At 61.9% G+C, this 20,759-nt stretch carries 21 protein-coding genes; 12 read left to right on the top strand and 9 right to left on the bottom strand.

Annotated elements, in window-relative coordinates:
* Positions 1-7 precede the first annotated feature (7 nt).
* From SINAR_RS0118005 to SINAR_RS0117980, 6 genes are all read left to right on the top strand, one after another.
* Positions 8-589 (top strand): L,D-transpeptidase, encoded by a 582-nt coding sequence (locus tag SINAR_RS0118005; protein WP_028000373.1) that lies wholly within the window; start codon positions 8-10, stop codon positions 587-589.
* A gap of 189 nt (positions 590-778) precedes the next feature.
* The gene (locus SINAR_RS0118000) at positions 779-919 is read left to right on the top strand and encodes a hypothetical protein (protein ID WP_003529619.1); all 141 of its coding nucleotides are present in this window, start codon (positions 779-781) and stop codon (positions 917-919) included.
* Between the two features lie 163 nt (positions 920-1,082).
* On the top strand, positions 1,083-1,667 hold the full coding sequence (locus SINAR_RS0117995) for a hypothetical protein (protein WP_028000372.1): 585 nt from the start codon (positions 1,083-1,085) through the stop codon (positions 1,665-1,667).
* 131 nt (positions 1,668-1,798) lie between these two features.
* A complete protein-coding gene (locus SINAR_RS0117990; protein WP_028000371.1) occupies positions 1,799-2,386 on the top strand; it encodes a protein-S-isoprenylcysteine O-methyltransferase in 588 nt (195 codons plus the stop codon).
* 9 nt (positions 2,387-2,395) lie between these two features.
* Positions 2,396-3,181, top strand: a complete 786-nt coding sequence (locus tag SINAR_RS0117985; protein ID WP_028000370.1) for a hypothetical protein — start codon at positions 2,396-2,398, stop codon at positions 3,179-3,181.
* On the top strand, positions 3,178-4,062 hold the full coding sequence (locus SINAR_RS0117980) for an SDR family NAD(P)-dependent oxidoreductase (RefSeq protein ID WP_028000369.1): 885 nt from the start codon (positions 3,178-3,180) through the stop codon (positions 4,060-4,062). Before SINAR_RS0117985 ends, SINAR_RS0117980 begins: the two co-directional genes overlap by 4 nt.
* A gap of 275 nt (positions 4,063-4,337) precedes the next feature.
* Here SINAR_RS0117980 and tgt read toward each other — a convergent pair whose 3' ends face one another.
* The 5 genes from tgt to coaD form a co-directional block, all read right to left on the bottom strand.
* Positions 4,338-5,468, bottom strand: coding sequence for a tRNA guanosine(34) transglycosylase Tgt (gene tgt, locus SINAR_RS0117975; protein ID WP_028000368.1), 1,131 nt, complete (start codon positions 5,466-5,468; stop codon positions 4,338-4,340).
* A complete protein-coding gene (gene queA / locus SINAR_RS0117970) occupies positions 5,469-6,551 on the bottom strand; it encodes a tRNA preQ1(34) S-adenosylmethionine ribosyltransferase-isomerase QueA (protein ID WP_028000367.1) in 1,083 nt (360 codons plus the stop codon). It abuts the gene before it with no gap.
* A 179-nt stretch (positions 6,552-6,730) separates the two neighbouring features.
* Positions 6,731-7,240: a peptidylprolyl isomerase gene (locus SINAR_RS0117965; protein WP_028000366.1), complete on the bottom strand. Its 510-nt coding sequence runs from the start codon at positions 7,238-7,240 to the stop codon at positions 6,731-6,733.
* A 24-nt stretch (positions 7,241-7,264) separates the two neighbouring features.
* Positions 7,265-7,837, bottom strand: a complete 573-nt coding sequence (locus SINAR_RS0117960; protein WP_028000365.1) for a peptidylprolyl isomerase — start codon at positions 7,835-7,837, stop codon at positions 7,265-7,267.
* 25 nt (positions 7,838-7,862) lie between these two features.
* A complete protein-coding gene (gene coaD / locus SINAR_RS0117955; protein ID WP_028000364.1) occupies positions 7,863-8,354 on the bottom strand; it encodes a pantetheine-phosphate adenylyltransferase in 492 nt (163 codons plus the stop codon).
* Positions 8,355-8,577: 223 nt separating this feature from the next.
* Between coaD and SINAR_RS1000000138185 the strand changes: the two genes are divergently transcribed.
* The 3 genes from SINAR_RS1000000138185 to SINAR_RS1000000135495 all read left to right on the top strand — a co-directional run bounded on the left by SINAR_RS1000000138185 (position 8,578) and on the right by SINAR_RS1000000135495 (position 9,604).
* On the top strand, positions 8,578-8,709 hold the full coding sequence (locus SINAR_RS1000000138185) for a hypothetical protein (protein ID WP_028000363.1): 132 nt from the start codon (positions 8,578-8,580) through the stop codon (positions 8,707-8,709).
* A 238-nt stretch (positions 8,710-8,947) separates the two neighbouring features.
* Positions 8,948-9,244, top strand: a complete 297-nt coding sequence (locus SINAR_RS0117945; RefSeq protein WP_028000362.1) for a nucleotidyltransferase family protein — start codon at positions 8,948-8,950, stop codon at positions 9,242-9,244.
* Positions 9,245-9,280: 36 nt separating this feature from the next.
* Positions 9,281-9,604 (top strand): HepT-like ribonuclease domain-containing protein, encoded by a 324-nt coding sequence (locus SINAR_RS1000000135495; RefSeq protein ID WP_084617494.1) that lies wholly within the window; start codon positions 9,281-9,283, stop codon positions 9,602-9,604.
* Positions 9,605-9,654: 50 nt separating this feature from the next.
* Here the strand turns inward: SINAR_RS1000000135495 and SINAR_RS0117935 are convergent, their stop codons facing one another.
* The 3 genes from SINAR_RS0117935 to ypfJ all read right to left on the bottom strand — a co-directional run bounded on the left by SINAR_RS0117935 (position 9,655) and on the right by ypfJ (position 13,776).
* Complete coding sequence (locus SINAR_RS0117935; RefSeq protein WP_028000360.1) at positions 9,655-11,058, bottom strand: MATE family efflux transporter; 1,404 nt, start codon at positions 11,056-11,058, stop codon at positions 9,655-9,657.
* A 168-nt stretch (positions 11,059-11,226) separates the two neighbouring features.
* Positions 11,227-12,486 carry a TCR/Tet family MFS transporter gene (locus tag SINAR_RS0117930; RefSeq protein WP_028000359.1) on the bottom strand — a complete coding sequence of 420 codons (1,260 nt, stop codon included), beginning with the start codon at positions 12,484-12,486 and terminating at the stop codon, positions 11,227-11,229.
* Positions 12,487-12,843: 357 nt separating this feature from the next.
* Positions 12,844-13,776 (bottom strand): KPN_02809 family neutral zinc metallopeptidase, encoded by a 933-nt coding sequence (gene ypfJ / locus SINAR_RS0117920; protein ID WP_028000358.1) that lies wholly within the window; start codon positions 13,774-13,776, stop codon positions 12,844-12,846.
* Between the two features lie 213 nt (positions 13,777-13,989).
* Between ypfJ and SINAR_RS0117915 the strand changes: the two genes are divergently transcribed.
* The 3 genes from SINAR_RS0117915 (at position 13,990) to SINAR_RS0117905 (ending at position 19,160) form a co-directional block, all read left to right on the top strand.
* Positions 13,990-15,033: a zinc-dependent alcohol dehydrogenase family protein gene (locus SINAR_RS0117915; protein ID WP_028000357.1), complete on the top strand. Its 1,044-nt coding sequence runs from the start codon at positions 13,990-13,992 to the stop codon at positions 15,031-15,033.
* Between the two features lie 202 nt (positions 15,034-15,235).
* Positions 15,236-18,727 carry a carbamoyl-phosphate synthase large subunit gene (carB, locus tag SINAR_RS0117910; RefSeq protein WP_028000356.1) on the top strand — a complete coding sequence of 1,164 codons (3,492 nt, stop codon included), beginning with the start codon at positions 15,236-15,238 and terminating at the stop codon, positions 18,725-18,727.
* An 85-nt stretch (positions 18,728-18,812) separates the two neighbouring features.
* Positions 18,813-19,160 carry a DUF6894 family protein gene (locus SINAR_RS0117905; RefSeq protein ID WP_028000355.1) on the top strand — a complete coding sequence of 116 codons (348 nt, stop codon included), beginning with the start codon at positions 18,813-18,815 and terminating at the stop codon, positions 19,158-19,160.
* Positions 19,161-19,163: 3 nt separating this feature from the next.
* Here the strand turns inward: SINAR_RS0117905 and SINAR_RS0117900 are convergent, their stop codons facing one another.
* On the bottom strand, positions 19,164-20,606 hold the full coding sequence (locus tag SINAR_RS0117900; protein ID WP_028000354.1) for an MFS transporter: 1,443 nt from the start codon (positions 20,604-20,606) through the stop codon (positions 19,164-19,166).
* Positions 20,607-20,759 lie beyond the last annotated feature (153 nt).

Raw genomic sequence — 20,759 nt, 5'->3', positions numbered from 1 at the left:
GGTGAGAATGGAGAACGCTCGCATTACGCGCCGGGTACTCGTGCTGGGTAGCCTGGCTCTCTTGGGCTCTGGCTGCAGTTCGTTGCGGCCGGCGGACAGGCCGCAAACAGCCAGGACCCGTATAGACCCGCGATACCGCAGGCAGGAGGTCGCCTATTACGGCGGCGAAGCGCCTGGAACGATCGTCGTCAATACGGAAGAACGCTATCTCTATCATGTTCAGGGAGGCGGCTCCGCGATTCGCTATGGGATCGGCGTAGGCGAGGAAGGCCGCACCCTCAAAGGCAGCGCGAAAATCGGCCGCAAGGCGGAATGGCCCTCCTGGACGCCGACCGCAAACATGATCCGCCGCAAGCCGCATCTGGCGCAATATGCCGGCGGAGTGAGCGGCGGCCTTCACAACCCGCTTGGCGCCGCCGCCCTCTATCTCTATCGCGGCGGAAACGACACCATGTTCCGGCTGCACGGAACGAACGAGCCCTGGACGATCGGCCAGGCTGTTTCGAGCGGTTGCATTCGCTTGACGAACGACGACATCGTCGATCTCTACAGCCGTACCCCGGTGGGTACGACCGTGCTGATCATTTGATGGCGTTTTCCGTTACATTTCGGTATAAATGACTAAGCCCCGTGTGTTCCGACGAGGTTGATAACCCGGTAACCATAAAGCGGTTATCAACTGTGTCCTTTCTGCACTAGGCCCCGGCGCAAATCGCCACTATTACTTGAAGTGTTGCCTTCGATAACCCATTCCGACTATTGAGGAAAGGACTTCTTGATGAGCAGAATTCTAGTCGTGATGATTGCGTTGCTTTCTGTTGCCGGCCTCACCGCGTGTGATACGATCGGCAAAGGTAAAGGTAAGGCGCCGCCGCCTGCTGCCGTCGATACGGTAGAACCGGCGCCGGTATACAAGTAACAGTGACTTTGCGCCGTGGGGGAGCTCAAGAAGTGCTTTCCCACGGCGCGTTATTCAGGGCTAGACCGGCTATGGGAGTGACGGCATAGTACGCGTCAGAAACTCTCGAGGGCCGGCCCGAGATCTGAACTGTCAGAACTCGGAAGACAACTTAAGTGATGTGATGACGCTTGCACGAGGCCGCATATCCCTTGTGATCCTGGTCGCACTGGCGGCAGCAGCATGCCAGACACAAGACAAAAATCCCGAACCCCGCTACGTTTCCAGTACCCTGCATGGGCCGGCGAAACTCGAATCGCAATCGAGAGAGCAGGGGTATTTTATCGAATTCCGTTCTCGCTACGCGCTCAGCTATGGCCATACCTACGTCATCTATGGGCGCACGAACAAGGCCGGAGCAGTGGTCCAGCGCGAAGTCGCCGGCCTCGCACCGGCAACGCTTGACCCCACTCCGTATGTTCTCGGCCATTTCGTGCCCGTTCCGGCTGAAACCGGTGCGAGCGACGGTGACCTCGAGGAAGAATATCGTTCGGCAAGCTGGCGCGTCATGCTGACGGAAGCCGAATACAACAAGGTCGTGGCTTTCATCGGCAAACTCAAAGCCAAGTCGAAATTCTGGCACGCGTCGCTTTACAACTGCAACGCCTTCGTCGCGGAAATCGCCCGCTCGATGGGCTATAAGACGCCCGGTATCTGGCTTAGACCGCAAGAATTCATTACAAGGCTTCGGGAGATGAACGGCGGCTGAGCAGGGATCGGGCAGAGCTTGAGATCTGATCACCCGTTCAAAACAGAATCACGCTGCGAAGCATCGACTGAAGAGAGTTCCCGCCCGATTCGTTGACGCCAGGCGTATGCTAAGGAGTTGGGGAACTATAAATGTCGGTATCCTCCATCGGCGAGATCGCCTGGGTGCTCGGAATCGTCGCCTGGTACTTCATTCGCCGCCCATATGAACGCCGGGCGAAGCGCGTGCGTGTCGTCAGCCACCGCCGCTCCGCCTCCGAGATGCTGGGACTGTCGGCGGCCCTGGTCGGTCTTGCGATCGTTCCCGCTTTCTATGTTGCGACAGGCATTCCGGAGGGGGCCGACTACCCTGCACGCCTCTGGTCCGTCGTGCTCGGCGCCGCCATTTTCTTTCTGGCCATGTGGGTCTTTCGCAGAACCCACAAGGAGCTGGGTCGCAACTGGTCGATCACGCTCGAGATTCGCGACAAGCACGAACTGATTCGCCGCGGCCCTTACGCTCTGGTCCGCCATCCCATGTATACTTCGTTCCTGCTGATGGGGCTTGGCCAGGCATTCCTGTTGTCGAACTGGGTCGCGGGGTTGGCGGGGCTGGTGGGCTTCGCAGTCCTCTTTCTTCTTAGGGTGGACGAGGAGGAACGTATGATGCTGGAAATGTTCGGCTCCGAGTATCGAGACTACATGGCGAACACCAAGCGGATCATTCCGTATATCTACTAGAGGTGCATGATGCGGGGCCGAGCCCTCAAGCTTTCAGCGTCTCGACGCCTTGTCGGAGATCTCATGCGATTTTCGATGAAGGTGCCGCGCGTAAGCGTTCAGCGACGGATGAACCTCGGACCGTTGCTCAGTGCCAGAGCATCGCTTGAAAGCAGGCCGTCCTGGACAGCGCTCTTCCTCAAGGGATACGCGCTTCTGGCTCAGGAGACGCCCGAGTTGCGGCGCGCTTACGTCAAGTTTCCGAAGCCGCAGCTCTATGAGTATCCCGGAAGCATCGCCTCCATCGCCCATGAAAGGGAGTATGAGGGCGAACGGGTCGTGCTGCTGACAACGATCAAGAATCCGGAGCGCCGTCCGATCGCGGAACTGGGGTCTTTGATGCAGGCGGCGCGGAGCCGACCCGTATTGGAGGTCAAGGAATTCCGGCGCGCTTTGAAGATCGCCCGCCTCCCCGGCCCTGTCAGATGGCTTCTCATGTGGCTCGGATTGAATATCGGCCGGCAGAGAGCGCGCCGTTTTGGTACATTTCAGCTGTCCGTCTATTCCGGCCTCGGCGCAGAATCGCTCAACCCGCTGACGCCTTTGACCTCGCTTCTCAATTACGGTCCGATCGACAAGGATGGCTCGGTGACCGTTCGCATCCACTACGATCACCGGGTTATGGACGGCGCTAACGTTGCGCGTGCCCTCGAGAGGTTCGAGAGGATATTGAACGGCGAAGTCGCGGCGGAATTGATGGGGCTGGCAAACGGGTACGACGCTGCCGCTGCGGCAGGTACCGGGGCGGCGCGATGACACCCGGCGGTCAACAACGCCCCGCCGTCGTCGTCGTCGGTGCCTCGCGGGGAATCGGCAAGGCGATCGCCGAAGTGGCCGCCAGGGACGGTGCGCCGATCGTCCTTGCGGCGCGTTCGGCAGAGGCGCTGGCGACCGTCGCTGACAATATCCGAAAGGCCGGGGGCGAGGCGTTCACGGTCCCGCTCGATGTCTTGGCTGACGATGCGGCGCGCGACCTCGAGCGCTTTCTCTCCGCAAACAGTCTGTTTTGCGACGTGCTCGTCAACAGCGCCGGTTATGGCCTGCGCGGAGGCGCGACTGTCCTGCCGTTGGAAGAGCAGCTCGGTCTTGTCGACCTCAACATCCGCGCCCTGGCCGAGCTCACCTTGCGCCTGCTGCCGGGAATGGTCGCCCGCCGTCGCGGTGGCGTCATCAATCTCGGATCGGTCGCCAGCTTCACGCCAGGTCCTTACATGGCGCTCTACTATGCCAGCAAGGGTTTTGTGCGCTCCTTTTCCGAAGCGCTGCACGAGGAGTTGCGCCGCACCGGTGTGACCGTTACATGCGTCGCGCCGGGACCGGTCTCGACGGAATTTTTGGCAACTTCGGGCGCCAACCGCGTCGCGCTGTTCAAGGTCTTGCCCAAGCTCGAGTCGGATTATGTCGCTGAAAAGGCTTGGCGCGGCTTCAAAGCAGGCCGGCGGCTCGTCATACCGGGGCTGTCGGCCAAGCTGACGATCCTGTTGGCGACACTGGTGCCCTCGGCGATCATGTTGCCCCTGATCGGCCGATTGCAGCGCAGGAGCAAAGATCCATGTCCCTGCGGTTCCGGCAAAAACTTCACGGCATGCTGCGGCGCCCGCGGCAATTCACGCGGGATCCCCGCGCAAGGCCGATAGTGATGCGTTGCCCGAGTGACCGGCGGCCGCGCAACATCAGCCTTTCGGAAGAAATCACCCATTTACGATTCCTGATTATAAACTTCAGGTAATCTCCATATCCCATTGAGAATACGTGAATATACGACCGAGACGTGCCTTGGGGGCCGAGCGCACGAGCCGATAGGACGCTTGTCCGCGCGAAGCGTTACCCGGAACGCGGACAATATCTACCGGATGAATGGCGTGATGATGATACAGACCGTGGCCGGGCCGGAGCTGCAATCGCCCGGAAGTCACACCGGTGGCAGATCGCCGCGCCGCCAGCCTTCAATAGTCTCCGCCATGAAGTCGGCATAACGCCCCTCTTCGATCGCCTTGCGGATGCCGGCCATCAAGTCCTGATAATAGGCCAGATTGTTCCAGCTGAGCAGCATCCCGCCGAGCGATTCGTTGGAACGGATCAGATGGTGCAGATAGGCGCGCGAATAGTCGCGCGTCGCCGGGCAGGAAGACTGCTCGTCCAGCGGGCGGATATCTTCCGCATGTCGGGCATTGCGCAGGTTGATGCGACCGTAGCGCGTGAAGGCAAGGCCGTGACGGCCGGAGCGGGTCGGCATGACGCAATCGAACATGTCGATCCCATGCGCGACCGACTTCAGGATATCGTCCGGCGTCCCGACCCCCATCAGATAGCGCGGCTTGTCGGTCGGCAGGACAGGGCAAGTCACGTCGAGCATATCGAGCATGACTTCCTGCGGCTCACCGACGGCGAGGCCTCCGACGGCATAGCCCTTGAGGTCGAGATCCTTAAGCGCCAGGGCCGAGCGCTCGCGCAGCCTGGGAATATCTCCGCCCTGCACGATTCCGAACATCGCCTTGCCGGGCTGATCGCCGAAGGCAATTCTGCAGCGCTCCGCCCAGCGCAGCGACATTTCCATGGCGCGCTCGATTTCATCGGGTTCTGCCGGCAGCGCCACGCACTCGTCGAGTTGCATCTGGATGTCGCTGCCGAGCAGGCCCTGGATTTCGATCGAGCGTTCCGGCGACATATGATAGAGCGCGCCGTCGACATGACTTTTGAAGGTAACGCCCTGTTCGTTGATTCTGCGCAGGCTTGACAGCGACATGACCTGGAACCCGCCGCTGTCGGTCAGGATCGGATGCTCCCAACCGATGAACTTGTGCAGCCCGCCAAGCCGTGCGACGCGTTCGGCGCCCGGCCTCAGCATCAGATGATAGGTATTCCCGAGAATGATGTCGGCGCCCAGATCGCGCACCTGGTCAAGATACATCGCCTTGACCGTGCCGACGGTTCCAACCGGCATGAAGGCAGGCGTACGGATCGTCCCACGGGGGGTCACGACCTCGCCACGGCGTGCGTTGCCATCATTGGCAAGCAGTTTGAATTGAAACGCTTGGGTCATTTAGTCTTTCCGGAAAAGCAGGCTCGAATCGCCATAGGAATAGAAGCGGTAGCCCGTTGCGATCGCATGGGCATAGGCCGCACGCATCGTTTCGAGCCCCGCAAAGGCCGAGACAAGCATGAACAGGGTCGATTTCGGCAGGTGGAAATTGGTCATCAGCATATCCACGGCCCGGAAGCGGTAGCCGGGCGTGATGAAGATACCGGTCGGGCCCGACCAGGGACGGATATTCCCGTCCTCGGCGGCCGCGCTCTCGATCAGCCGAAGCGATGTCGTGCCGACACAGACGACACGGCCGCCGCGTTCGCGCACGGCATTGAGCTTCGCAGCAGTTGTCGCATCGACGTGGCCTATTTCCTCATGCATCACGTGGTCGTCCGTATCGTCCGCCTTGACCGGCAGGAAAGTTCCCGCCCCTACGTGCAGTGTGACGAAGTGCCGTTCGATGCCGTTCTCATCGAGCTTGGCGAAAAGGCGGTCGGTGAAATGCAGCCCCGCCGTCGGCGCCGCGACCGCGCCCTCCTCGCGCGCATAGACAGTCTGGTAATCGGTCCGGTCCCGTGCATCGTCGGCACGCTTGGACGCGATGTAAGGGGGCAAGGGAATGTGTCCGACTGCCATGATCGCCTCATCGAGCGAAGGGCCCGAGAGATCGAAGCGAAGCGTCACCTCGCCCGCATCGCCTTTCTCCTCGACCACGGCCTCAAGCGAGCCGAGAAGACAGGCATTGCCCCCATGCCCGAAGCTGATCCGGTCCCCGGGCTTCAATCGCCGGGCCGGACGCGCGAAGGCTTTCCAGCGATCGGGCGCCACGCGCATGTGCAGTGTCAGCGATACGGGCGTGCTTATGTCTTCGCCTCTGTAGCGGACGCCTTCCAGCTGCGCCGGTATGACCTTGGTATCGTTAAAGACCAGCGCATCGCCAGGCCGCAGGAATGACGGCAGATCGAGGACGCCGCGATCTTCGAGAACGGGTTCACCGCCGGGGCGAACGACGAGCATGCGGGCGCTATCGCGCGGGCTTGCGGGCCTCAGAGCAATGGAATCTTCCGGGAGGTCGAAATCGAACAGGTCTACGCGCATCTATGTATCAGCCAAAAGCAAACCCGCCCCGGCGGCTTGCGCGCGATCGGGGCGGGCAGGTCGGTGCACCACAGCGACGCGCGTCTGACCAGACCCGCAAAGTTCGCTGCAGCACTTGGAACCGCTGCATGTCTTGTCCTTCGTCGGTGACGAATTAGGGACACATGCAGTAGCGCAAATCAGGCGTCGGCGGCAACCCGCATCGAAACGATGGAATCCGGATCGCGGACCGGTTCGCCGCGCTTGATGTTGTCGATATTCTCCATTCCTTCGACGACCTGGCCCCAGACGGAGTATTGCTTGTTGAGCCAGGGAGCATCGGTGAAGCAGATGAAGAACTGGGAATTGGCCGAGTTCGGCATCTGGCTGCGCGCCATCGAGCAGGTACCGCGCACATGAGCAACATCGGAGAATTCGGCCTTGAGGTCCGGCTTGGAGGAGCCGCCCATGCCCGCCCGGGCCGGGTTGAATTGATCGCCGCCGGTCTTGCCATATTGCACGTCGCCGGTCTGGGCCATGAAGTCCTCGATCACGCGGTGAAAGACCACGCCGTCATAGGCGCCTTCGCGCGCCAGCTCCTTGATACGGGCGACATGGCCCGGAGCCACATCCGGCCGCAGCTCGATCACCACCCTGCCCTTTGTGGTTTCCATGATGATCGTGTTTTCCGGATCCTTGATCTCGGCCATGATTCTTCTCCTTCTGTTTCAGTCTTATCTGCCGACCTTAACGCTGATCATGCGATCTGGATCGGCGACGGCACCGTTATTGGCATCATCGCCGAGCTTGATCTTGTCGACATTCTCCATGCCTTCCACCACCTTTCCGACGACCGTGTATTGGCCATTGAGGAAATCGCCGGGTGCGAACATGATGAAGAACTGCGAGTTGGCGCTGTTGGGGTCCTGCGCGCGGGCCATTCCCACCGTACCGCGCTCGAAGGGAACGTCGGAGAACTCGGCCGGAAGGTCGGGCTTTGACGAGCCGCCGGTTCCCGCGCGATCGGCCTGGTAGCCGTCCTTCATGTCGCCGAACTCGACGTCGCCGGTCTGGGCCATGAAGCCCTTGATGACACGGTGAAAGGCGACATTGTCATACTCGCCCGCCGCGGCCAGTTCCTTGATCTGCTGGACGTGCTTCGGGGCGATATCCGGCCGCAGCTCAATGACGACGGGGCCGTCCTTGAGCTGAACCGTCAGGACGTTTTCGCCAGACTGCGCCAGGGCACCTCCCGTGAAAGCGGCGAGCGCCAAGGCTCCGGCAACAGCGAATTGGAGAATCTTCATTGGGACTCCTTGCATGATGTAAAGCTTATTTGCGCTTCGCCTGCAGCGCCTGGTGAACCGCCCCGGGAACGAAAGCGCTGACGTCACCGCCCATGGCCGCGATCTGCCGAACCAATGTGGCCGTAATGGGCCGGGAAGCAGTGCCTGCCGGCAGGAACAAGGTCTGTATGTCGGGGGCCATCTGCCGGTTCATGCCCGCCATCTGCATCTCGTAGTCGAGGTCGGTTCCGTCCCGCAGGCCCCTGACCAGCAGCCTTGCGCCGTGCTGGCGGGCCGCATCGACCACCAGGTTGTCGAAGGCGACAACGGAAATGTCGGCCGCGCGCTCCGGCAGTGTTTCCTCGAGGGCGGCGCGGATGAGATCCGCTCTTTCGTCGAAAGAGAAAAGTGGCACCTTTCCGGGGTGAACTCCGATCGCGACGATGACCTTCGCTGCGACGTTCAATGCCTGCACGAGTACATCGAGATGCCCGTTGGTGATCGGATCGAAGGAGCCGGGATAGAAAGCCGTGGTCATCGCGCCTGTTTCCGTTTGGTGAAGCCTTTTGTCACGGACGGCCGCGGACCGCAAGGGTTGTACCATCCTTGCTCCGTGTTCCTTGGGAAACAGCGGCGGCAAATGGCTGAATGCTAGATGAACGCAACGTTCAAGAGGGTTTCACATCGCAAGCCGTAATGTGGATCCAGCATAACGGAACTTTTTTGAGTACATGCCGTTTAAGCGACGAAAGGAGACGGCCATGGGACTTGCTCTGTTTTCAATGGCGATGTTCTTCGCGATGGTCGTTGCGACGATCCATGCGATACGAGATGAGGCCCGTGACCGCGCGCCCGTTCTGTTGCCGCTGGCCGATAGGCGCAGGCGGAAGTAGCGACGTCGAATATCCTCGCCTGCAACGGTTGAAACCAATGCCTCCAGGAAACTTCTCGCCGGAAGTTTCACAAGCGATCCCATTCTTCCCCTGATGCGATCGCTTCTACAGGCCGGACGGTCTCCCCTGCCCGTCCGGCTTTTTCTTTTTTTGCGCAGTGGCATTGAACAGCACCGCCTGCCAAGCCGGCAGATGATCAAATGTGGCTCACCGGGTCGAGATGGTATAAGGTGCTGCCATGAACAGGAACGACGCAATCAGACAGCTTCAGCAACACGCCGATGCCGTTCAAAGCATGGGCGCGACCGCCTTGTACCTTTTCGGTTCGACGGTTCGCGACGAGGCCGGTGCGCCGAGCGATCTTGACCTTTTTATCGACTATGATCCGGGGAAGCGGTTCTCCCTTCTGGATTTGGTCAGCATCAAGCAGTTTCTTGAAGAGAAGCTTTCCATAGAGGTGGATGTCACCACTCGGAACAGCCTTCATCCGATGCTCCGCACCGACATCGAGAAATCCGCGGTCCGCGTTTTCTAATGGTCAAGCGCAAAGGTCGGTCCGGTTCTAGCCGAAATCCTGGAAGCCATCGACGGTATCGAGACTCATACCGCCGGAAAGTCGCTCGGCGACTTTGAACGGGACTGGCTGTTGCGCCTCGCCATCCAGCGCGCTTTGGAAATCATCTCCGAAGCAACCCGGCACATTCCCGACGAACTGCTGACCATCGCGCCGGATGTTCCATGGAAACAGATTCGCGGCATCGGCAATATCCTGCGCCACGAATACCATCGGATTGCCGACGACGTGATATGGGTGGTCGTCACCGAACACATCACCCCGCTTGGGGTTGCTGTTGCAGCTATCAAGCGGCATATCGGCGACGAGCCGCAGGCGTGAGCGACCAGACGCCTCGCCAAACATCACCGCGACACATTTCCAGCAATCTGCTACGACGCGGCCGGGGCCGCGCCTACCCTACGGAGGAGACGGAAGAAGCGCCAGTTGAGCAAGAGCGCCGCAGACGCAAGGCCAAGGACGAAGCCGAACCAGACGCCCTTACCGCCGAAGCCGATCGGAAAAGCAAAGGCCCAGGCGCAGAAGAAGCCTATCGGCCAATAGGCGATCATCGCCAGGATCATCGGCACGGTCGTATCCTTGAGTCCACGCAGCATGCCGGCGGCTATCGCCTGAAGGCCGTCGACGAGCTGGAAGGCGCCGGCAATTACGATCAGCGGCCCCGCAAAGGCGAGCACTTCGGCTGCGTCGGGCCGCCTCGTATCGAGATAGAGGGCGGCAAGCTCATGGGGGAACAGGGCGAAAATCGTGCTGCCGACGGCAGCAAAGCCGACGCCGAGCGTCAGCACGGCAATTGCGGCACGCCTGACGCCCACCATGTCGCCGCTGCCATAGGCCAGCCCGATTCGCACCGTTCCGGCCTGCGCCAGTCCGAGCGGGATCATGAAGGCGATGGACGCGAATTGGAGTGCTATGCCGTGAGCCGCGAGTTCGATGGTCCCGATCGTTCCCATCAGCAGCGATGCGACGGTGAACAGGCTCACTTCGGCGAGAATCGTCACCGAGATCGGAATGCCGAGATAGATCACCTCTCCGAAAGCCGGCCAATCCGGCCGCCAGAAGCGGACGAACAGCTCATAGCGATGGAGCTCCGGCTGCCGGCGGATATAGCCGATCGTCAGGACCGCGCCGAGCAGCGCCACGCCGAGAGCGGCGACGGCTGCGCCGAAGATGCCCAGCTCCGGAAAGCCGAAGTGGCCGAAGATGAGAACATAGCAAAGCGCGGCATTTAAGACCAAAGTCACAAGCGTCACGTAGAGGATCACCCCTGCCCGCTCGAGCCCGCTCAGGAATGCTCTGAGGACCATGAAAATGAGGCTGGGGAAGATCGCCCACTGAGCAATGTGCAGATATTCTCCCGCGAGCGCCGCGACTTCCGGTTTCTGGCCGGCAAAAAGAAGGATCGGCTCCGCCATCCACAGGACGGGCGCAGTCAGCACGCCATAAAGGAGCACCACCCACATTCCCATCCGTACCGACCGCCGGACGGAGGCCTGGTCGCCCCGCCCCTGCGCCTGAGCGACCATTGGAACCACCGCATTGGCAAACCCGCTGCCGAAGATGAAGATCGTGAAGAAGACCTGCGTCGCGAGGATGATCGACGCCAGCTGGGTGGCGCCCAGCTGCCCGACCATGAGCACGTCCGTCGTATTGATCGCCAATTGTGCAAGCTGTGCGCCGATGAAGGGAACGCCGAGATAGAGGCTCGCGCGAAAATGCGTGGGCCAGGAATTGTCGCTCTGCGGAAGCACGAGGTCTTTGGTAGCGATCAGCATGAGGAATCCTGGCTCTGCAGCGGCACGGGTCAAAAGGCCAAAGTGAAGAAGAGAGAACGAATTAGAGCACCACCAGGACTTGCGCCAGCGGTAAAGGTCGGGCTGCTCAATTTTTCATCGTTAGATCAAGAAATTTGATCGATCTGAAGGCATCCACAGTTTGCGCGGCTAAGCCTCCGTCACCCTCGGAACGGCATCCCGGAAGGCGCCTCCCCGGCCAGCGCGGACTTTGGAAACGAAGATCGCCAGTGCGGCGGCGATCAAACACCCTGCCAGCGCATAGGGCGCCCCCGCAAAGGCGTAGGCCGAAGCAGGGTTGGTGAAAAGGGCGAAAATCTGCGTGAACATCAGGGGCCCGATGATCGTTGTGATGCTCGATATGCTGGTGAGCGCACCTTGCAGTTCGCCCTGTGCCGACGGCGGGACATGGACGGAGGCGATGCTGCGGAGTGGTGGATCGGCGAGGCTTTCCAGCGCGGTCGCGATGATTACGGCATAGATCATCCAGCCCTCCCACGCCGCAGCGTAACCGGCCATGCCCAGCGCCGTGAAGGTGAGCCCGACCGCCGCCGTGCGCCTCTCTCCCAATGCCGGCACGACACGGGGAAGCACGAGCGCCATGACAATTGCGCCGCCGACGCCGAAGATGCCCAGCGAAAGCCCGATCTGCCCTTCGCTCCACCCGTAGCGATAGGAGGCAACGAAGGACCAGACCGCCGGATAGACGGCGTGGGCGAGCCAATAGAGGAAGAAAACGAGGCCCACCCAGCCGATACCGGGATAGCGGCGCATCTGCTTGAGCGCGCCGAGCGGATTTGCCCGATGCCATTCGAAGCGGCGCCGGTTGCCCGGTGCGAGCGTCTCCGGCAAAAGAAAGGCCCCCATGATGAAATTGAGAAAAGAGAGCGCCGCCGCACCATAAAAGGGCACTCTGGGACCCAATTCGCCGAGGAAGCCGCCGATGACGGGACCGAGCGCAAAACCGGTGCCGAAGGCAATGCCGATCAGCCCGAAATTCTTGGCGCGGTTCTCATCGTCACTGACATCGGCAATGTAGGCGGATGCAGTGCCGAAGCTCGCGCCGCTGATGCCGGCAAGGCTGCGTCCGATGAAAAGCATCCAGTAGCTCGTCGCCAGCGCGCAGATCAGGTTGTCGATCGCGAAGGTGAGCACGGAAGCCAGAAGGATGGGCCGGCGCCCGAATCGGTCGCTCAGATTCCCGATCAGCGGCGCAAAGAGAAACTGCATACCGGAATAGACGAGCAGCAGCCAGCCGCCGTCGATCGCCGCCTCGCCGATATCCGCGCCCGTCAGTTCCTCGAGATAGGTCGGCAACACCGGCACGATGATCGCGATGCCCATGATATCGAGGAAGAGGATCATAAAGACGAGGAACAGACCGCGCTTCACGAATTTCTTGTCGAGCATGAGCCCCCTCCCCGCTGTCCGCCGGAGCGGAGACAGAACGTGAACGACGTTCCCAGATAAGGTGTAACGACTTGGTCGATCCGAAACAATACGTGAACATGTCAAAAATCGGCATCGCCTGGGCCGCCGTTCAGGCGGGGACATTGTGCCGCTCAACGCCGCGCCCCGGGGGACCGTACTCGGTGCCCGGACGGTTCACCTGAACGCCGACGCCAGGTCTGCGATCGAAAGCGCCGCGCCGAGGGGCGCCGCTGCCGGTGCGCGCTATCCGGAGGCGCAGCTTGCTCACATGGACAGGGAACGGCAGGAATAAAGCAAGAGCGCCGGACCGAGGTGCACTCCCGGTCCGGAGGTCGGTCAGACAGCGCCGGAGAAGGTGTCGCAATCCGCCATCTTGCCGCTATCGAAACCGCGCTTGAACCACCGCATCCGCTGCTCGGACGTGCCGTGATTGAAACTTTCCGGAACGACGTAGCCCTGCATGCGCTTCTGCAATGTGTCGTCGCCGATCTGAGTGGCAGCGTTCAACGCCTCCTCAAGATCGCCCCGTTCCAGGAGCCCCTTCTGCTCGGTGTACTTGCCCCAAATCCCGGCGAAGCAGTCCGCCTGCAACTCGACCCGGACGGACATCTGGTTCGCCTCGGCTTCGCTCATGCGCTGCCGCATCTGGTTGAACTTGGGCAACACGCCGATCAGGTTTTGAACGTGATGACCGACCTCATGCGCAAGCACATAGGCCTGCGCGAAGTCGCCGGAGGCCTCGAATTTGTCCGCCAGCTCATCGAAGAAACTCATATCGAGGTAGACCTTGCGGTCACCGGGGCAATAGAACGGGCCCGAAGCGGACGAGGCAAAGCCGCAGGCCGAGCGGACCGAGCCGCTGAAAAGCACGAGCCTCGGCTCCTCGTATTGCTCGCCGCTCGCCTGAAAAATGCCGTTCCAGGTGTCTTCCGTTTCCGCAAGCACCGTGGCCATGAAGGCCTTCATCTCCTCTTCCTCGGCCGTGCCCTGCGGTGCCCCGGACCCGTCGCTCTGCTCGAAGCCCGGTATGTTCGCCGGACCACCGCCTTCGAGCACCTGCAGCATGTCGATGCCCATCGCCTTCAATAGGAAATAGAGAATGACCAGGAAGATGAGCGTGCCGAAGCTCATGCCGCCGCCGGCGCGACGCATGCCGCCCCCGCCCGGCAGGCGAAATCCGCCGCCACGACCGAAAGGGCTGCCTCCGCGAGGGCCGGCCCCACGCTGATCCTCGATGTTTCCGGATTGGCGACGGCCCTTCCATTCCATGATCTGTCCTCCAGAGGGCGTCGCTTCTACTTTAGCGCGCTCAGTGATTTTATAAGCCCGGGCGGCGACCCTTGTAAAACGCAATCGCCGTCACCCGGTTGCATCGGCCTGTCGTTTTATCCGGCGCACCGCAAACCTCGAGAGGCCCCGAGCACCGGGATTGACGCTCTCGTCGTGTTCCGCTCCAATGAACGCAGAGTGCGGGAGGAACAGATGAAGGCAGTGCGTCTGGAATCGGTGGGCAATATCTCCGTTCGGAACGTCGGAATTCCCGAGCCCGGCCCCGACGATCTGCTCGTCAAAGTCGAAGCCTGCGGCATCTGCGGAACCGATCGTCATCTCCTCCACGGCGAATTCCCTTCGGCACCACCGGTCACGCTCGGGCACGAATTCTGCGGCATCGTCGTAGAAGCCGGAAGCGCCGTGCGCGATATCGCGCCGGGTGCGAGGATCACCGGAGATCCCAACATCTCCTGCGGCCGCTGCCAGCAGTGCCAGGCCGGCCGGGTCAATCTCTGCCGAAATCTGCGCGCGATCGGCATCCATCGCGATGGCGGCTTTGCCGAATACGTCCTGGTCCCCCGGAAGCAGGCTTTCGAAATTCCGATCACTCTGGATCCCGTGCACGGAGCCTTCTGCGAGCCCCTCGCCTGCTGCCTGCATGGCATGGACATCTCGGGAATCAGGCCGGGTTCTACGGTGGCGGTCCTGGGCGGCGGCGTGATTGGCCTGCTGACGGTACAGCTCGCACGACTTGCCGGGGCAACGACGGTCATTCTCTCGACCCGCCAGGCAGCGAAGCGCCGTCTGGCCGAAGAGGTCGGCGCCACCGCAACGGTCGACCCGTCGGCTGGCGACGTGGTCGAGGCGATCGCCGGGCCGGCAGGCCTCGTTCCCGGAGGCGTCGACGTCGTCATCGAGTGTGCCGGAGTCGCGGAAACGGTGAAGCAGTCGACCCGTCTCGCCAGGGCGGGTGGCACGATCGTGATCCTCGGCGTGCTGCCGCAGGGTGAAAAGGTCGAGATAGAACCGTTCGACATCCTCTTCCGCGAGCTGCGCGTGCTTGGTTCCTTCATCAATCCTTTCGTCCACCGCCGCGCGGCCGACCTGGTCGCGACAGGCGCGATCGAGATCGACCGGTTGATTTCGCGGCGCATATCGCTCGATGAAGCCCCCGGTGTCATTTCAAATCCCGCCGCAGCCGGCGAGGTGAAGGTACTGGTGATCCCGTCGGCCGAGCAGGTGGCGCAGCAGTAACGATTATATCGGAGAACCGTCGGTTCGGGAGGCGGAGCAAATATCTTTGCTTTCTTGTCGATTCCGGAATTTTCGGGGTTCCGCTGGCCAGAACATTTGCCTATAAGCCGCTTCTAGCCTGAAAAGACCATCAATGCGCGACCCGGCCGGTGACCTCCCAACCAGGCCGGTTTTTCGCGCAGCTAGAAACGGATGATTGCCCATGCCGAAGCGCCAAGACATCAAATCGATTCTCATCATCGGCGCGGGGCCGATCGTCATCGGTCAGGCATGCGAATTCGACTATTCCGGCACCCAGGCCTGCAAGGCGCTGAAGGAGGAAGGTTACCGCGTCATCCTCGTCAATTCCAACCCCGCGACGATCATGACCGATCCGGGGCTGGCGGACGCGACCTATGTCGAGCCGATCACGCCCGAGGTCGTCGCCAAGATCATCGCCAAGGAACGCCCCGACGCGCTGCTGCCGACCATGGGCGGACAGACAGCGCTGAATACGGCTCTGTCGCTGCGCCGCATGGGCGTCCTCGATCGCTACAATGTCGAGATGATCGGTGCCAAGCCCGAGGCGATCGACAAGGCGGAAGACCGCGCCCTTTTCCGCGAGGCCATGGCCCGGATCGGCCTCGAGACGCCGAAGTCACGCCTGGCGAATGCCACCGACATCAAGGATCACGACCGCAAGGCCCACGAGGCGGAGCGTTCCGCGCTCAAGGCGAAGCTTTCCGGCGAACAACTCGACAAGGCGCTGGACGAACTCGAGAACCAGTGGAACCTCGGCGAAGGCGACCGCAAACAGCGCTATGTGAACCACGCCATGGCGATCGCCGCGCAGGCGCTCGACGATGTCGGCCTCCCCGCGATTATCCGTCCGTCCTTCACCCTTGGCGGCACCGGCGGCGGCATCGCCTATAATCGCTCGGAATTCTTCGAAATCGTCGGCAGCGGTCTCGATGCATCGCCGACGACGGAAGTCCTGATCGAGGAATCGGTCCTCGGCTGGAAGGAATATGAAATGGAGGTCGTCCGCGACAAGGCGGACAACTGCATCATCATATGCTCGATCGAGAATATCGACCCGATGGGCGTCCATACGGGTGATTCGATCACGGTTGCGCCGGCGCTGACCTTGACCGACAAGGAATATCAGATCATGCGCAACGCCTCGATCGCGGTGCTGCGCGAGATCGGCGTCGAAACCGGCGGCTCGAATGTCCAGTTCGCCGTCAATCCCGAGAATGGCCGCCTGGTCGTCATTGAGATGAATCCGCGCGTCTCGCGCTCTTCCGCACTCGCATCCAAGGCCACCGGCTTCCCGATCGCCAAGATCGCCGCCAAGCTTGCCGTCGGCTATACGCTCGACGAACTCGAGAACGATATCACCGGCGGCGCGACGCCTGCATCCTTCGAGCCGTCGATCGATTACGTCGTCACGAAGATCCCGCGCTTCGCCTTCGAGAAATTCCCGGGAGCCGAGCCGACGCTCACGACCGCAATGAAGTCGGTGGGCGAAGTCATGGCGATCGGCCGCACCTTCGCCGAATCTCTGCAAAAGGCACTGCGCGGCCTCGAGACCGGACTGACCGGACTTGACGAGATCGAGATTCCTGATTTCGACGACAACGGCGACGGCCGCAATGCCATCCGCGCCGCGCTCGGCACGCCCACGCCGGACCGCCTGCGCATGGTCGCCCAGGCGCTGCGTCTCGGCATGAGCGAAGCCGAAGTGCATGAAGCCTGCAAGATCGACCCCTGGTTCATTGCCCAGTTCAAGGCGATCGTCGACATGGAGGCGCGCATCCGCGAGCACGGCCTGCCCGCCGACGCCGAGAACCTGCGCATGCTGAAGGCGATGGGCTTCTCCGACGCGCGGCTTGCGACGCTTACCGGCAAGCGTCCGAAAGAGGTGGCCGAGCTCCGCAACGCTCTGAACGTGCGACCCGTCTACAAGCGCATCGACACCTGCGCGGCCGAGTTCGCATCGCCGACCGCCTACATGTATTCGACCTACGAGACGCCTTTCGTCGGTGCCGCCCGGTCGGAGGCGCAGGTTTCCGATCGAAAAAAGGTCGTTATCCTCGGCGGCGGCCCGAACCGCATCGGCCAGGGCATTGAGTTCGACTATTGCTGCTGCCATGCCGCCTTTGCACTGAAGGACGCCGGCTACGAAGCGATCATGGTCAACTGCAACCCGGAGACCGTCTCGACCGACTACGACACCTCCGACCGGCTCTATTTCGAGCCGCTGACGGCAGAAGACGTCATCGAGATCATGCGCGCCGAGCAGGAGAACGGCACGCTTCACGGCGTAATCGTACAGTTCGGCGGCCAGACGCCGCTGAAGCTCGCCGAAGCGCTCGAAAAGAACGGCATCCCGATCCTCGGCACGGCGCCGGACGCGATCGACCTCGCAGAGGACCGCGATCGCTTCCAGAAGCTCCTGATGAAGCTCGACCTCAACCAGCCGAACAACGGCATCGCCTATTCCGTCGAGCAGGCCCGCCTCGTCGCTGCCGAAATCGGCTTCCCGCTGGTCGTGCGCCCCTCCTATGTTCTCGGCGGCCGCGCCATGCAGATCATCCATTCGGAAAGCATGCTGCAGAGCTACCTGCTCGACACGGTCCCGGGCCTCGTTCCTGAAGATATCAAGCAGCGCTATCCGAACGACAAGACCGGCCAGATCAACACGTTGCTCGGCAAGAACCCGCTTCTTTTCGACAGCTATCTGACGAACGCGATCGAGGTGGACGTGGATTGTCTTTGCGACGGCAAGGACGTCTTCGTTTCGGGGATCATGGAGCATATCGAGGAGGCCGGCATCCATTCGGGCGACTCCGCCTGCTCCTTGCCCGTGCACTCGCTCGATAGCGACCTCGTCGACGAACTGGAGCGCCAGACGGCGGCGCTTGCCAAGGCCCTGAACGTCGGCGGGCTGATGAACGTGCAGTTCGCCATCAAGGACGGCACGATCTACGTGCTTGAGGTCAACCCCCGCGCATCGCGCACGGTGCCCTTCGTCGCCAAGACGATCGGCGCGCCGATCGCCAAGATCGCAGCCCGCGTCATGGCCGGCGAAGTGCTCGACGAAGCGATCGCCGCCTACGGCAGGAAGCCGGATCCGCGCAACCTGAAACATATCGCCGTCAAGGAAGCCGTCTTCCCCTTCGCCCGCTTCCCCGGCGTCGATACGCTGCTCGGCCCGGAAATGCGTTCGACCGGCGAGGTCATCGGCCTCGATACCGACTACGCGCTTGCCTTTGCCAAATCGCAGCTCGGCGCCGGCGTCGACCTGCCGCGCGACGGAACGGTCTTCGTTTCGGTTCGTGACGAGGACAAGGAACGGGTGCTGCCCGCAATCCGCATTCTCTCCGATATCGGTTTCAAGGTCATGGCGACCGGCGGCACGGCTCGCTTCCTCGGCGAGCAGGGCATCGTGGCCACCAAGATCAACAAGGTCCTGGAAGGACGGCCCCATGTCGAGGACGCCATCCGCAACCGGCAGGTCCAGCTTGTGATCAACACGACCGACGGCAACAAGGCGATCTCCGACTCTAAGTCGCTTCGCCGTGCGACGCTGATGCAGAAGGTGCCCTATTACACCACTATGGCCGGCGCCGAAGCGGCCGCACTCGCCATCAAGGCGCTGAAGGCCGGGAACCTCGAAGTGCGTCCGCTGCAGAGCTACTTCGAAGCCTGACCATTGCGCGGATTTACACTTGTGAACGCAGCCTGAATGTCCGGTTCAGGCTGCGTTCCGATGCGACATGGTTCCCTGTCCCAGCATGCGGAAACGGATCACCCGTGACGCGCATGGCTGGGGCAACGGCATGCAGCTATATTTCTTCGATCTCCATTGGGATGACGATTGTTTCACCGATGACGAGGGTATCGTTCACTTCGATGAGGGATCGGCGCTCTATTACGCCCAGCGTATCGCCGACAGGATCGGCCGCGACGCGGACTATGGTTCCCTGAAGGTCACGGTACGGTCGGAAGCGGGCGTGCTGCTCGCGAGCGTCACGCCCTCTCAGGGCCGCGGCGCCGAACAAGACGCCCTGCTCGGCCGGCGCAGCCCCGGCCTGTTCCCGCATCCGGCCAAAGCCGGCCTTGCGCCGGCTGCGGCTCGGTGAACGCTACTGGATGGTTGCCCTGCTTTCGCATCGCGCCAGCCGCAGGGTCCTGATTCCGAAGAAGAGCGACACGGCGGCGAGAAGGCAGCCGAGTGCGAAAACGCCCAGCATCGCGGCCGAAATCACCCGGACGCCGACACCTTCGTCGACGCCTCCGGCATTGGCGACAGCTCCGAAAACGGCGGCGCCGATCGCGTAGCCGGCGGATTGCAGCGTCGGCAGCAGCGCGGAGGTCTTGTCGCGTTCCTCGATCGCCGAGACGTTCATCAGCAGCTGGCTCAGCGTTCCCCAGCAAAGGCCGAAACCGGCTCCGACAGCGCTCTGGCTGACGAAGACGAGGCCGTACTCGCCGGAGCCGACGGCGAGCGTCAATCCGCCGAGACCGAGGCAAAGGAACAACGGCCCGGTCCAGACCAGCCGCACGCGCGTCGCGTGAGAGCGGAGGCTTGCAACAATGATTGCCGTCAGGCTCCAGGACATGGCCATCAAGGCATTAGAGAACCCGGCCCCTGTCGGGCCGAAACCCCAGAGATGTTGCAGCGCATAGACGAGGTAGACGGAGCCCGAGGCTTGTGCCAGAGGCATTAGCAACACGACCCAAAGCCCCGTTCCCAGCGGGCGATCGAGCGAAAACGCGCCGAAGGGGAGTATGGACTGCGGCGATCGGCGGTCGATGTGAACGGTCGCGACCAAGACCGCGAGTGCCGCCGCCAGCAGCGCCGACATCCTGTAGCCGTCGGTCGCCGTATTCGAGAGCGAGATCAGCATTATCCCGAAGCCGAACGCCACAAGGCGCAGCAAGGGAACCGATCCGGCCGCGCTTGGACTTTGTTCTGGCTGACGAAGGATTGCGACGACGAGCGCTATGAAGATCGCGGCTGCCGGTATGTTGACGAAGAAGGCGGCTCGCCATGACCAGTATTCGGTCAGCAGGCCAGATATGAGCGGCCCGCCGAAGGCTGCGGCAGCCCATACGATCGCTTCTGCGCCGAAGATCTTGGGCACCAGCCGCTGCGGAAAGAGCTCCGGTATCAGCGCGTAGCACAGGGCGGCAATGATGCCCTCCCCAAATCCCTGGAGCACCCTCCCGGCCAGAACCTGCGGCATGCTGCTCGCCATCGTCGCGATGGCCGTGCCCGATGCGAAGACGAGCGCGGCAACGATCAGCGTGTTGCGGGCGCCGAACCGGGCCTTCAGCCTGGCCGCCAAGGCGCCGCCGACGATGGCGAAAACGAGGTACAGCGTGAAGGCCCAGGACAAAAGGGCGGCTCCGCCAAACTCCGCGACGGCCGTCGGCAGTGCCGTCGAGACGAAGAATTCGTTGAAGGCAAAAAGCGCGACGCCAAGGCACAGTGTCACGGTTGCGGCGAGGTGGCGCGGTCGCAGGAGCTCGCTCCAGCTTCCCTCCTCCACGTGGAGCTCCGCCTGCGGCGCCGGTTCGGCCACTTGTAATTCCTCTTCGACTAAACTCATGATTCGGCCCCGTATGGTTGGTATGGAGCCGGCACTGATACGACCTCAATCGCGGTTGAGGTAAAGAGCATTTCTGCAGAAATTTCACCTTCACCCAGACCCGCCGAAGGCCGCGGATCGGCACGA

The organism is Sinorhizobium arboris LMG 14919 (assembly GCF_000427465.1).
GTDB classification, from domain to species: domain Bacteria; phylum Pseudomonadota; class Alphaproteobacteria; order Rhizobiales; family Rhizobiaceae; genus Sinorhizobium; species Sinorhizobium arboris.
Note: the sequence above shows the minus strand (reverse complement) of the source record. Positions and strands in the feature narration are given on the sequence as shown.